We start from the raw sequence: 11,772 nt of genomic DNA, 5'->3' as shown, positions 1-11,772 counted from the left end.
CGCATTCGAAGGCCGGATCAACCCGACCGGAAACTAACCCCTACCGGGGTCAGATCCACCGGTAATCCGACACTCCCGGGACCAGCCGAACTCGACCAAGTCCGGTATTGGAACCCGCATACCCTCGGGCAAGCCATCTTCAACTGGTGGGACTGATTGCGCCAAAACCATCCGTTGCCGGTCTACGCCGGTCGTGGGCGCAACACCACTATCCCGGGAACGGTCTGCAAATACTCGCCCAGCGGGGTGTCCACAACCTTGTTGTTTACCGCAAGTGACGACGCGTTTCGGAAGACCGGGCCGGTCGGTGTGTTGATGAGGATTCCGACGTGGGTGACGTCGAGGCCGGGCTGGTCGGCGTAGGCGCCGATGTAGTCGCCGGTTCGGAGGCCGCTGACGACGCCCTCGTCGACCGCTGCGCTGGGGATGTAGGTGATGGCGCGGTCGACTACTGGGATGCCTGGCAGGTAGACAGCTCCGTCGCCCTTTGCGTTGAGGTGTTTGGGGACCTTGATTGCGGCGGGTGACAGATTCCCGGTGATGTCGGTGGCGGCGACGTCGGCGACTTGCGCCCAGTCGGTGAAGAAGTGTTTGCGGTGGGGGTAGTCGACTTGGGCGGCGGCGTAGCGGGTGTCGATCAGGTTGGCTTCGAAGCGGTTTCGGTCGGTGGTTCGGCTCAGGGCTTCTATGTAGTCGAGGAAGGTGAAGCAGTCCACCTGGCGGAAGTCGGCTACGAGTTGTTCGGGCTGGGTTGCGGAGCCGATGAGGGTGTTCGCGGCGTAGGGGGTGCCCAGGAATTGTCGGGACAGCAGGTCGAGGAGTTCGCCTTTGCTCGCTCCGGTCGCGCCGGCGCGCAGTGCGACGAGTTCGTCGATGCGGTGGGAGGTGGTGTCGTCGATGGCGGCGTCGGCGCTTGCGCGCGTGGGCAGCAGGAGTGCCGCGGCTACCAGGACGAGCAGGACCGGCAGTATGCGGGTGGAGCGCAAGACACCTCCCGGGTGACGAGTGGAATGGCCGGTATCCACCGTAGACCAGGCGGCGGCCGCTCCGGACTGCAGTTCGGATCAGGGATGCCGAGCGGAACGGGACTCGTCACCGCATGGGGGTAGCGCCGGGCTCGCCCGCGGCGGCGGCTCTGCGCCTCCAGGTTTCGGCGGCGTCGACACGGCCTGCCATCGCGAGTAGGTAGGCCAGGCCGGACATCGCGCCGGGGTGGCCGGCGTCGGCGGCTCTGCGCCACCATGTTTCGGCCTCGTCGGTTCGTCCTCGCTGTTCGAGGATGCCGCCGAGGAGAAACATCGCTCTGGGATGACCGGACTCGGCGGCGCGGCGGTACCACGTTTCGGCTTCCGTCATACGGCCGGTCCTCTCCATCGCTACCGCCAAGTCGCACATGGCGACGGGACGTCCTGCCTCGGCGGCTTTACGGCACCACCACTCGCCCTCCTCGGACCGGCCCGATTCCATCAGCAGTGCGCCCAGGTTGGTCATCGCAACGGCTTCGCCCGTCTCGGCGGCTTTGCGGTACCACGACTCGGCCTCCCCCACTTCGCCGATGGCTTCGAGTAACAAGCCCAGGTTGAACATCGCGGCCACGTTCCCGGCATCGGCGGCCTTTCGGTACCAGGTCTCGGCCTCCCGTTGCTTACCGGCCTGCCGCAATGTGCAGGCCAGGTTGAGCATCGAGGCCGGATGCCCAGCTTCGCCGGCCCGCCGATACCAGGTTTCGGCGTCCTCCGACCTGCCCGCCTCCTCCAACCTGATCGCCAGGTTGAACATCGCCTTGGGGTGCCCGGCGTCAGCGGCCTTGCACCACCAGGCTTCTGCCTCCTGCGTCCGGCCCGAGTCGTACGCGACCACGCCCAGGTTGAACATGGCAGTGGCATGGCCGGCGTCGGCAGCGCGGCGGATCCACAGCTCGGCCGGCTCGGCCTTGCCGGCGTCCTCCAGAAGCAACCCCAGGTTGAACATCGCGTTGGGCTCGCCGGTGTCGGCGGCTCGGCGGTACCAGGCCTCGCCTTCCTCGACCTGTCCCTGCTTCTCCAGCAGAACGCCCAGCGTGGTCATCGCGCCGGTGTGCCCGGCGTCGGCTGCCTTGCGGAACCACTCGTAGGCACATTCCGGACGTTCTGCCCCGAGGAGTACGGCAAGGTTGTTCATCGCCGTCACGTTCCCGAGGTCGGCGGCCTGGCGAAACCACCCCTCGGCTTCGGGCGACCGACCCGTATCTTCCAGAAGCAGCCCGAGGTTGTTCATCGCGCCGGTGTGCCCGGCGTCGGCGGCGCGGCGGTACAGAGCTTCGGCCTCCGGTAAACGCCCCGCGTCTTCAGCCGCGACGGCCCCGTCGAACAGGGCGGCGGCATCGGATCCTGTCGACTCCTCTGCTCCGGCAAGCTCTGTGCCCGGAAGTTCCAGGGGCGCCGTGTCCGACCCGTGCACCGCGCGCAGCACGCGCAAGGCCGCTGCTTCCAAGGCACGGTCATCCGCCGCACCGGCGTCGTCGAGATCCTCGGCCAGCGACGCCTTCTTGGCGTCGGAATGCGGCTTCCGCTCCAGCGCCGAAACGTCGACGTCCGGATATCTATCGATGATCAGCCGCTTCAAATCGCCGTAAGCTTCCGTGACCTGTTGTGCCACACCATCTTCGGAGCTTCTCGACGCTATCGCCGAGGCCACGAGCGTAATCACGAAGTTCATGTCGAGTCCTCCCGCCTCTCCCCACGATCAGTATTGCGGAGCCCACCGACAACTCCGCGGGAGCGAGTCGCCCGACGTCGGTTTGCCGACGGTGCACCGAACCTCGGACGGGCGACAGGGCGAGGACCCGCGCGGCGAGCCCCGCCGTTCGGAACACGCCGCGCGACTCGCCTGATAGAACTGACTGCGACCGTCGTCAGTTCTGCTCGGCAGAGCGACACCAGCAGAGAGGCTCATCCCGTGGACCGCAGCTCATTCCAGAAACTTTTCGACCTCAGCGGGCGGACCGCGATCGTCACCGGCGGTACTCGGGGTATCGGGCTCGCGCTGGCCGAGGGGTTGGCTTGTGCGGGGGCGAATGTCGTTGTCGCCAGTCGGAAGCCGGAGGCTTGTGAGAAGGCCGTGGAGCGGCTGCGGGAGTTGGGGGCCGAGGCTCTCGGGGTGCCGACTCATCTGGGAGAGGTCGAGGGGGTGCAGGCGTTGGTCGCGCAGACGGTGGAAAGGTTCGGCGGGGTCGACATCGTGATCAACAATGCCGCGAATGCGCTGGCTCAGCCCTTGGCGGTGATGCAGAAGGCGGCGGTGGACAAGTCGTTCGCGGTGAATGTGCAGGGGCCGTTGTTCCTGGTGCAGGCCGCGCTGCCGTATCTGCGGGAGAGCGAGCATGCGGCGGTGTTGAACTTCGCGTCGATCGGGGCGTTCGGGTTCTCCGGGGGGCTGGCGATGTACTCGGCAGGGAAGGCGGCGTTGCTGTCGTTCACTCGCTCGATGGCCGCCGAATTCGCCGCCGACGGGATTCGGGTGAACGCGATAGCGCCGGGTGCGGTGGATACCGATATGGTCCGCAACAATCCGCAGGAAGTGGTGGACGCGATGGCCGCGGCACCGTTGCTGCGGCGGCTCGGTGAGCCGGACGAGCTGGTCGGGCCCGCGCTGCTGTTGTGTTCGGACGCAGGCAGTTTCATTACGGGACAGACGTTCGTCATCGACGGTGGCACCGTTCCGCGCTGAACGCGAAGGAGGCAGGCATGTCCGCGCTGAATATCGAATATCGGTCCTCGGGTGTCGTGGTGTTGCAGATTCCGGCGTAGTCGCGCAGGGCGGCCTTCGACAGCTGTGTGATGTCGGCGCCGCCCTTCATATCGCGCAGCTGCCGGAAGTAGTAGTTCCGGTCGTAGGGGCCGGAGACCCAGCCGAGGAAGATGTCGCTGGAGGTCTGCAGCAGACGCTGGCCGTGGACGACGCGGTGGCCCTGGTGCTGGAAGCGGCTCGGCGCGAGATAGGGCTCGAGCACCGACTTTTCGGCTTCCTTCATCTGCAGGAACAGCGGGCCGCCGGTGTCGCTGTCGACGGTCAGGATCACGTAGCAGCGGGTGCCGACGCTGCCCACGCCGACCACCTTGTGCGCGTAGTCGACGATGCGGTAGCGATCGGCCAACACCCGCCGTTCCTCGGGCAGCGACCGCCGGTAGGCGATGAACACCTCTTCGACGGTCTGCGCGTCGACGTAATCGACCGGTGTCAGCAGCGGCGGCCGATGCTGGATGCGCAGCGCGCCATCGGCGTCGATGTAGGTGAGTTTGCGCAGCGCGCCGAGGTTGGTGCGCTTGCGGGCCGCCTCGAAGGTGCGGTCCACGCCCTCGCGGAACTTGGGGCGGCTCACCATATTCGCCACCGTCTCCTCGTCCACCTGCTCGTACCAGACGTCGAGGGAGTCCATGCCGGCCAGACGCCGCATACATTCCCGGTAGGCCGTGGCGGCGGTCCGGGCGGCCGCGGTGGCTTCCTCGTCGGTGAAGCCCTTCTCCCTCGCCGCCACGGCCACACTCGCCACCAGCCGCTTGACATCCCATTCGAACGGGCCGGACAGGGTTTCGTCGAAATCGTTGAGGTCGAACACCAGTGACCGTTCCGGGGAGGCGAAGATGCCGAAATTCGACAGATGCGCGTCCCCGCACAGCTGGACGGTCAACCCGGTGTGCGGGATCGTGGCGAGGTCGGCGGCCATGATCGCGGGGGCGCCGCGCAAGAACGAGAACTGCCCGGCCGCCATCCGGGCGTAGCGAATCGGTACCAGCTCGGGCAGCCGGGTCGTCGCCTGCCGCTCCAGGATCGCGATCGGATCGCGATCGGGGGCGGGACGGAATTCGCCGAGCGACGAGCGGGGGACGGTGGCGCGCACCGCACGTCCCGTGGAGCGGGGTTCGCCGGAAACGGGTTCGGCCACGGTATTCGTCATCCACCAAGTTTTGCCCCGGAACGCGTTCGCGGCAACCATTCGGCGACCACCGTGATCCGCTTGCCGCCGACACGACCGTGCCGCCCTCCGCAGCACTGGTTCTGCGAAGGGCGGCACACCCCGCGGCTCATGCGTTGAGCGGAATCGCGATGACGACCTCCTGCTCGTTCTCCGGCAGGTAGTGCACCTGCACGATCCGCCCTACCTGCACATTCGAGACGCTCGTCGGCGGGAGGAACTTCTCCGCGTGGGTGCTGAAGGTGCTGCCGTCGGGCCGGGTGACCGCGAGACCGAGGTCGATTTTCGCGTAGCCGTTGCGGATTTCGCCGGGCACCGACAGCGACTGCACGACCGCCTGCGCGGCGACGCCGCGGCCGGCGATATCGAGCTTGGCCCGCGTGGTCACTCCCTTGCGGATCATCGATTCGTTCATCGCCTGCTGCGCCGAGGCGCTGTCGCCGGATCGGTCGACTTCCACCTTGTCGGTCCGTCCGGGCAGATAGCGCACCGGAAGCACGACGCCGGGGCGCAGCAGCGCCAGTTCGGCGAGGGGCACGATCATCTTGGCGGCCGAGTCGAAGATCTCCCCCCGGGCGCCCTCGACGCTGAACTCGATGCGCAGCTGCGGCTGATCGTTCACGCTGACCCCCGTCTCGCGAACCGACTTGACGGTTCCCAGGCCGAGCAGGCCATCGCGGAACTCCGCGCTGTTGCGGCCGGTGAGCGCCGACAGCACGCCCTCGCCGGTGAACACGAAGACCATCACCACCGTGGTGAACGCGATGATCGGCAGTGCCAGAAAACCGTTGAGCCAAGCGGCGAAACCCGGTTCCCACGGACTGCCGGCTCGATAGGTGAACCCGTGCCAGAGGTAGACGCCGACCGCGAAGACCTCGAATGCGACGGCCCCGGCTCGTGCTGTGGTGCGCATGACGATTCCTCCCCTGCTCAGCCGTTGACGATGGTGGGGCAGGCGAAGGTGAGCTCGAACTTCGCGGTGGCGGGGCCGGCCATCGGGTTGGTCATATCCGGGGCGGCGACGCCCTCACCGGTGATCTTGTAGGTCTTGCCGTCCTTGCTGACGGTGGCCGAGCCGCCAGGCTGGCCGTTGCCGAAGCCCACGGCATACGGCATACCGGAGGCGCCGCCCTTGCTACCGCCGATGGCGACGGCCTGCACGGTGTCGCCGCCCGCGGTCAGGGTGGCGCTGACGGTCAGCCGGCCGTAGGTGGAGTTGGCGGCATCGTTCAGTGCCAGTGCGAGGGTTCCGGCGTGCTGGGCGCAGGTGGTGTCGAAGTTCGCGCTCAGCGCCTTGCCGTCGACGAGGGCCGCCGACTTACCGCCCGAGGGGGCCTGGGTCGCGGGCGCCGCGGTGGTCGATGCCGGGGCGGCGGTGCCGGAGTCGTCGCCGCAGGCGCCGAGGGCCAGAGTGAGACCGGCGGCGGCGAGGGTGGCGGCGGCGATCCGGATCTGCTTGGTACGCATGGTGTTCGTTCCTTCGTTCTCGGTGAGTCCGGCCCTGTGACCGGGCCGTTGTTCACAAAGTAGGAACGGTTCGCCGCCTACCGATCCCAGGTTTCGGGCCCGGGCAGCGGCAGCGACGGTCGGTTAATCTGACCGAATGCGACGACCGCGCGCCATGGTGCTCGACGAGGTGTGGCGCGGTATCGAGGGCGTCGAGGCGCTCAGCGGCGCCCAGGGTGGACCGTTGCGCCGCACCGTGAAACTGATCCTCGACCCGCTGGTGATCCGGCCTGTCCAGCACCCCGCCTGCGCCGGGCCGATACTCACCGCGGACGGCGCCACGCTGCTCGCGGCCCGCGTCCATGCCGCCGCCGATGTCCTGCTCGCGACCGCGGCCTGGTTCACCCTCCTCAAGCAGGTCCGACGGGCATTGCGCATCACCGACGGCAATCCGCAGGACCTGTACTTCCAGCGCTGTTTCGAACTGGCGACGGTGTCCGGGGCACCGGATCCGGTACGCGATCGGCCCACCGCCACAGCCACATTGCACGACATCCATCACCTCACGGCCGGGCGCACCACGCAGGCGTTGAAGGACCATCTCACCGATCGGTCCACGGCCGGCGAACTCGCGGCGCTGATCGATACCGCGTGGCGCCGGCGACCGCATTCCGCGCCCGCGATCGCCGACCACACCACCGCCCTCGCCGCACTACTCGATTCGTGCGCCACCGCCCGAGCCGGAGATGCCGCCCGGCAACTGCGCACCCTGATCACGGAGCGAGCAGGGACGCACACAGGAATTGCACTGTGGCACAACACCTCTGAAGACTCGGCGCAGGAACTGGGCCTGACCGCGCACCGTCTGCCGGTCGCCCCCGCGCTCGGCACCGGGGCATCGACCGCGACACTGGCGCTGCCGTTCGACCGCACCATCTACGAACGTGTCTTCACGGTGTTACAAGCCTCCACCGAGCGCTCGGACCTGCCCACGATCCCGGAACTGGTGACCGAGGAGATCGCCCGGAGTTGCGCGCCGTGGGCGTTGCTCGACGAATCACTTCGGGTGACAGCGGCAGCGGGAGTGGCACTGGCACGGGGCCTGGCACCTGTCACCGGAACCCGTGGGTCGCCCGAGAGCGAGCCGGTGGCCTCGAGCGGCGGCGACATGGAGTCGAAAAATTCTGCACGGCAAGGTGTTTCTGTTCTGCACGGCAGCACCGCCGCGCATCGGGCGATCAACGGGAGGTGGCGCCGCGAGGCGTATGTACTGCAGGCACGCCGCCTCGCCGTGCACGACACCGGGGAGCCGTCCGATCCGCTCGCCGTGATCGCGGCCGAGCTTCGCCGTCCCTGGCGTTCGTATCTGCGGCGGCTGTGGGTTCGCCTGCACGGGCGCGATGTTCGCGGCGCATCCGTCTCACCGACCGCGCCGGAGACAGCCGAGCTGTGGGATCTGCTCGACGGGGTCGCACGCTCGGTCATCCTCGATCACCGTGCCCGGGTACGGAAGGCACTGACCGCCAATTCCTTTGCAGGCATGGATGATTCGCTGGAATCGAGGGCCGGATGATGCCCGAGACCGTATTCCTGCACAGTGACGACGAGGTCGTCGTCATCTCACCGGCCGGTGCTCCCACTGTCCACGACGCGATGCCCGGACTCGATACGCTGGTGCTCGAGGTGATCGGCGGTCATCTGTCGTGGGTTTTGCTGTCCGAGCAGACAGTTCCGGCGGCGGTGCTGCACGATCCGGATGCCGCACAGGAGTGGCTGTGGGCCGTGTACGGCGAACCGGTGGCGCTCGCTGTCGCCGACGGCCGGTCGGGAGAGCTGCTCGCGACGCCCGCCCGTCCCGAATTGGCGGAGGCCGCAAGGCAACTCGGCTATGCGCATTGGGCCGCGCACTGGTGGCCCGCCTCCACCATCGACGGCATTCCCGCGCTCGATTCCGAGGTGCTCGGCGGGGACCTCGCGTCTCTCACCGAAGTCTGCGAATCGATCGTCGACGGGGCCGATGCACAACCGTCGCCGGTGGCTCCCTCGTTCGATGCGGCTACGGCGCGCCGGCAGGACTATGCCTTGGCGGCCGGTCCCGCCGGTCCCGGGCGCACCGGATTGGTGCTGGCGACCGGCACCTCGGGCTGGGATTGGCGCCGGTGTCCCCCGGGCGTGCTGGATGCCTCGGAATTCGCCGTCTCGTGGCGTCTGACCAGAGAGTCCGGCAGTACGTCGGTCGAGGTGCGCGCGGCGGCGGCGCCGGACCTCGATGCCGCTCTGCCCGGGCATCTGTGGCCCCGGGCTCGCGTGGTGACCACCGCCGCGCCGACAGATTTCGGGCTGCAGCCGAACGGTGATACCTGGATCGGTGGGGCGTCCATCGACGCGGACAATGTTGTGCGCGTGGATATCTACGTGCCCGGCGTCGGGCCTGCCATCGGCGCGACGGACAGTGGGTACGGCCCGGCACAGCGGCAGCGGATCAGGGAATTCGTCGTGGCGCGATTGCGCTCGCCCGATCGGTCCGAGCTGCTGCTCGAGGCCGAGCGCGTGGCCGCGGCATCGGATACGGACTTCTGATGGCCGACACTCCCCCGCCCGGCCTCGAACTGCTCCACGAGGGCGCCGCGGTCTACGCCCGCGGCGAGGTCACCGAGGCCCTGCGGATATTCGAGCACGCCGCACACACCACCACCGGCGGCGTCCGGGTCAGCGCTCTGGTCAATGCGGCGAGTATGCGCGACGAACTCGGCGACCACGCCGGCGCCATCACCGGATTCCGCGCCGCGCTCACCGAAATCCCCGGCGACGCGACGGAAAAGCGCGCATCCACACTCGTCAACTATTCGCAGGCACTGCAGCACGTGGGTGATCTCGACGCCGCGCACACGGCGTTGGAACAGGCGCGCGACCTCCTCACCGGCCATAGCGAACTGTCGACGTTGCAGGTCTCGTGCATGGTCTCGCTCACCGCCGTCGCGATGCATCGCAGTCAATGGGCGCGGGCGATCGAGCTGGCCACCGAATCACTCGAGTTCGCGACGCGCTCCGCGCCGCAGCTGCGCGGCTACCCGCTCGGCAATCTCGCGGCCGCCCACTTCGAATCCGGTCGCGGCGAGCTCGGGCTCGACTTCGCCCACCAGGCCCTCGCCGCATTCGAGGCGGCCGGCGACGGGAACGCGGCGGCCGAATCCCGGCAGACGCTCGCGATGATGTACGCCCGGCTGGGCCGCCCCGACGACGCCGAGCCACATCTTCGTGCCGCCCAGCAGTATGTCGAACGGGCCGGCCTCGGCTACCGCGCCGGACTGGGGCTGCAGCTGATGGGCTATCTCGCCGAACGGCACGGCGACCTCGATCACGTCGAACAGCTGTATCGCCGGGCGCTGACATCGTTCGAGCGATCCGGGGCCGCGCTCGAAACCGCCGGCGTTCGAATCCGTTTGGCGACATTGGATTTCGCGTACGGCCGAGTCGATGAGGGACAAGCACAGCTCGCGGCCGCGTACGAGATCTACGCCGTGCGCGGGCTCGGCCTGCAGTGCGCGCGGGTCGACTACTGGCATGCCGCGCTGTGGGAATCGCTCATCGGCGACATGGTCACGCCGCCGCCCGCGGAGGTACTCGCCCTCGCTCGGGATCTGGCCGTCACCTCCGCCATCGCCATCGACGCGGTGCGCTACAGCTTCACCAACGGAACCCAGCGGGAGCGGTGGAATCGTGAGATGGCCGCGCCCGCCGTGCGGCTGGCGTTCCGCTTCGCCTACCTGTGCGGTAACGGCGAGCTGATCGCCGATCTGGTCGAAACCGTCTGCGCTGGAACTTCTTTCGACAGCCATACCGCCGCCGACAGCGGACCGCCGCGGCTTCCGTTCGACCCGATACCGGCACCCGGCGACGAATTCGACAGTCCCGGCGCCGGTTCCCTGCAGCTGGGCTCGGCGCTGGCCCAGGTTGCCGCCGCGGCCGGGTTGCCCGTTGCGCCACCCCCACGGCTGTCGGTGTCCCCGGATGGTCACATCGCCTTGGACACCTACCTCACCGCCGCCGAACACCGGTACGGCCGGACTGTCCGGGAAGATCGGGTCCTGGCGATATGAACGAGGCACCCGGTGCGCGACCGACGGTGATCGTGCGGATGGCCGATGCGGGCGATCTGTACATGTCCTGGCGCTGGCTCGGGGATACCGCGAGCGCGGGTGTGGCCATGCTGCCCGGCGCGGACATCGACGCCGCGGTGCGCCGGCTCGCGGCGGCGCTGCCCGATCCGGCCCGTCCCGGCGGACTCGAACAAGCCCTCACCACTGGCGCTTTCGCTGATCGTGAATCGGAATACGCACTGGCGCAGGCACTCAGCCGTGCGTTGCTTCCACAGGCGCTCGCGATCCAACTGCACGACCTGCTCGCGCGCGGAATTCGCCCGCATATCCGGCTGCAGCCGTCACCGCGGGTCGCGCAGGTGCCGTGGGAGATCATCGCCCCCGATCCGGCCCTGCGGCTGATCGATATCGCGGATCTCAGCCTGCTCGCACCGGCGAGCATCGTCCACGCGCCCGGCCGCACCGCGCGCCGATGGGCCGACGACCGCGATATGCCGGTGGTCGCGGTGCTCGATCCGCGCGTGCCCGGATTCCGGGCCGATTCCGAGCTCGGTTCGGTGCTCGGGCGGATGAATTCCAGCTCGCCACTCACCGGGCGGGTATCCGAATATGTTGCGCGACAGCGATTTCGACCGCTGACCGACGACCCGCTGCACGCCTTCCGGCGCACCGATCTCGACCGGGCCCGCCTGAGCGCGCTACTGCGGGACGGGGCCGCCCGGCTGGTCTACGTCGGCCATGTCACCGCCGAACGTCCGGAATCCGGTCTGAGCGAGAACGCCGGACTGCACCTCGCCTGCACCGCCGACACCACCGGTTTCGCCCGGCCGCTGCGCACGCATCGCCCGCTGTCGGCCAAGGATCTGCTGCTGGGTACTCATACGCTCGAGCCCGAACCCGTTGCGGGACCGCAACTCTGGCCGATTCCGAGCCGAGTCGCGCTGATCGCGTGCGAGAGCGGCGGCGACCTGCGCTTCACCGAGGCACTGGGCTTGGTCGCCGCGATGATCCACGGCGGCGCCGAACTGGTCACCGCCACCCGCTGGCCGCTGCCCACCGACCTGGCGTTCCAGCGGTTCGCGGGCGCCACCGCGACGCCGCTGCAGGATGTCATCTGCGCGGTCGACGAGGCGCACGAACAGGTCGAACCGGTTGCCGCCCTGGCGAATTGGCAGCGGGAGCGGCTCACCGCCTGGCGCGAGACCGGCGCCGTCGAGGAGTCACCGGTGTTGTGGGCGGCAGTGGCCACCGTGGACGCCGAGCGCTAGCAGC

10 protein-coding genes are annotated in these 11,772 nt (G+C 68.5%); 5 read left to right on the top strand and 5 right to left on the bottom strand.

Translation table 11 applies throughout. The features are described from left to right. Window positions 1-182: 182 nt before the first annotated feature. Both A5789_RS06880 and A5789_RS06875 read right to left on the bottom strand, forming a co-directional pair. Complete coding sequence (locus tag A5789_RS06880) at window positions 183-986, bottom strand: DUF1460 domain-containing protein (protein WP_193615533.1); 804 nt, start codon at window positions 984-986, stop codon at window positions 183-185. A 106-nt stretch (window positions 987-1,092) separates the two neighbouring features. Next, a complete protein-coding gene (locus tag A5789_RS06875; protein ID WP_082940508.1) occupies window positions 1,093-2,697 on the bottom strand; it encodes a tetratricopeptide repeat protein in 1,605 nt (534 codons plus the stop codon). Window positions 2,698-2,937: 240 nt separating this feature from the next. On the opposite strand from A5789_RS06875, the gene A5789_RS06870 reads away from it, so the two are divergent. Then, window positions 2,938-3,708, top strand: coding sequence for an SDR family NAD(P)-dependent oxidoreductase (locus A5789_RS06870; protein WP_064923079.1), 771 nt, complete (start codon window positions 2,938-2,940; stop codon window positions 3,706-3,708). On the opposite strand, the gene A5789_RS06865 is transcribed toward A5789_RS06870, so the two are convergent. From A5789_RS06865 to A5789_RS06855, 3 genes are all read right to left on the bottom strand, one after another. Beyond that, window positions 3,680-4,936, bottom strand: a complete 1,257-nt coding sequence (locus tag A5789_RS06865; RefSeq protein ID WP_082940511.1) for a DUF2252 domain-containing protein — start codon at window positions 4,934-4,936, stop codon at window positions 3,680-3,682. The genes A5789_RS06870 and A5789_RS06865 overlap by 29 nt on opposite strands. Before the next feature lie 127 nt (window positions 4,937-5,063). Continuing rightward, window positions 5,064-5,867, bottom strand: a complete 804-nt coding sequence (locus A5789_RS06860; protein ID WP_064902169.1) for a hypothetical protein — start codon at window positions 5,865-5,867, stop codon at window positions 5,064-5,066. A 17-nt stretch (window positions 5,868-5,884) separates the two neighbouring features. Continuing rightward, window positions 5,885-6,421 (bottom strand): lipoprotein LpqH, encoded by a 537-nt coding sequence (locus A5789_RS06855; RefSeq protein WP_030512959.1) that lies wholly within the window; start codon window positions 6,419-6,421, stop codon window positions 5,885-5,887. Window positions 6,422-6,575: 154 nt separating this feature from the next. On the opposite strand from A5789_RS06855, the gene A5789_RS06850 reads away from it, so the two are divergent. From A5789_RS06850 to A5789_RS06835, 4 genes are read left to right on the top strand one after another with little or no spacing between them, the layout of a single operon-like run. Beyond that, window positions 6,576-7,973: a hypothetical protein gene (locus tag A5789_RS06850; protein ID WP_064923078.1), complete on the top strand. Its 1,398-nt coding sequence runs from the start codon at window positions 6,576-6,578 to the stop codon at window positions 7,971-7,973. Next, a complete protein-coding gene (locus A5789_RS06845; protein WP_064907182.1) occupies window positions 7,970-8,980 on the top strand; it encodes a hypothetical protein in 1,011 nt (336 codons plus the stop codon). The genes A5789_RS06850 and A5789_RS06845 overlap by 4 nt, the downstream gene beginning before the upstream one ends. Continuing rightward, a complete protein-coding gene (locus tag A5789_RS06840; protein WP_064907181.1) occupies window positions 8,980-10,500 on the top strand; it encodes a lipopolysaccharide assembly protein LapB in 1,521 nt (506 codons plus the stop codon). The genes A5789_RS06845 and A5789_RS06840 overlap by 1 nt, the downstream gene beginning before the upstream one ends. Next, the gene (locus tag A5789_RS06835; RefSeq protein WP_064907180.1) at window positions 10,497-11,768 is read left to right on the top strand and encodes a CHAT domain-containing protein; all 1,272 of its coding nucleotides are present in this window, start codon (window positions 10,497-10,499) and stop codon (window positions 11,766-11,768) included. Before A5789_RS06840 ends, A5789_RS06835 begins: the two co-directional genes overlap by 4 nt. Window positions 11,769-11,772: the final 4 nt, after the last annotated feature.

The organism is Nocardia sp. 852002-51101_SCH5132738 (assembly GCF_001665695.1).
Classification (GTDB): Bacteria; Actinomycetota; Actinomycetes; order Mycobacteriales; family Mycobacteriaceae; genus Nocardia; species Nocardia nova.
The sequence above is the reverse complement of the archived record's forward strand: the minus strand, read 5'-3'. Positions and strand labels throughout refer to the sequence as shown.

What these genes read in the sequence shown, in the direction of transcription:
- A5789_RS06875 (WP_082940508.1), bottom strand. Translation starts at nt 2,697, where the DNA reads ATGAACTTCGTGATTACGCTCGTGGCCTCGGCGATAGCGTCGAGAAGC.
- A5789_RS06865 (WP_082940511.1), bottom strand. Translation starts at nt 4,936, where the DNA reads ATGACGAATACCGTGGCCGAACCCGTTTCCGGCGAACCCCGCTCCACG.
- A5789_RS06860 (WP_064902169.1), bottom strand. Translation starts at nt 5,867, where the DNA reads ATGCGCACCACAGCACGAGCCGGGGCCGTCGCATTCGAGGTCTTCGCG.
- A5789_RS06855 (WP_030512959.1), bottom strand. Translation starts at nt 6,421, where the DNA reads ATGCGTACCAAGCAGATCCGGATCGCCGCCGCCACCCTCGCCGCCGCC.
- A5789_RS06850 (WP_064923078.1), top strand. Translation starts at nt 6,576, where the DNA reads ATGGTGCTCGACGAGGTGTGGCGCGGTATCGAGGGCGTCGAGGCGCTC.
- A5789_RS06845 (WP_064907182.1), top strand. Translation starts at nt 7,970, where the DNA reads ATGATGCCCGAGACCGTATTCCTGCACAGTGACGACGAGGTCGTCGTC.
- A5789_RS06840 (WP_064907181.1), top strand. Translation starts at nt 8,980, where the DNA reads ATGGCCGACACTCCCCCGCCCGGCCTCGAACTGCTCCACGAGGGCGCC.
- A5789_RS06835 (WP_064907180.1), top strand. Translation starts at nt 10,497, where the DNA reads ATGAACGAGGCACCCGGTGCGCGACCGACGGTGATCGTGCGGATGGCC.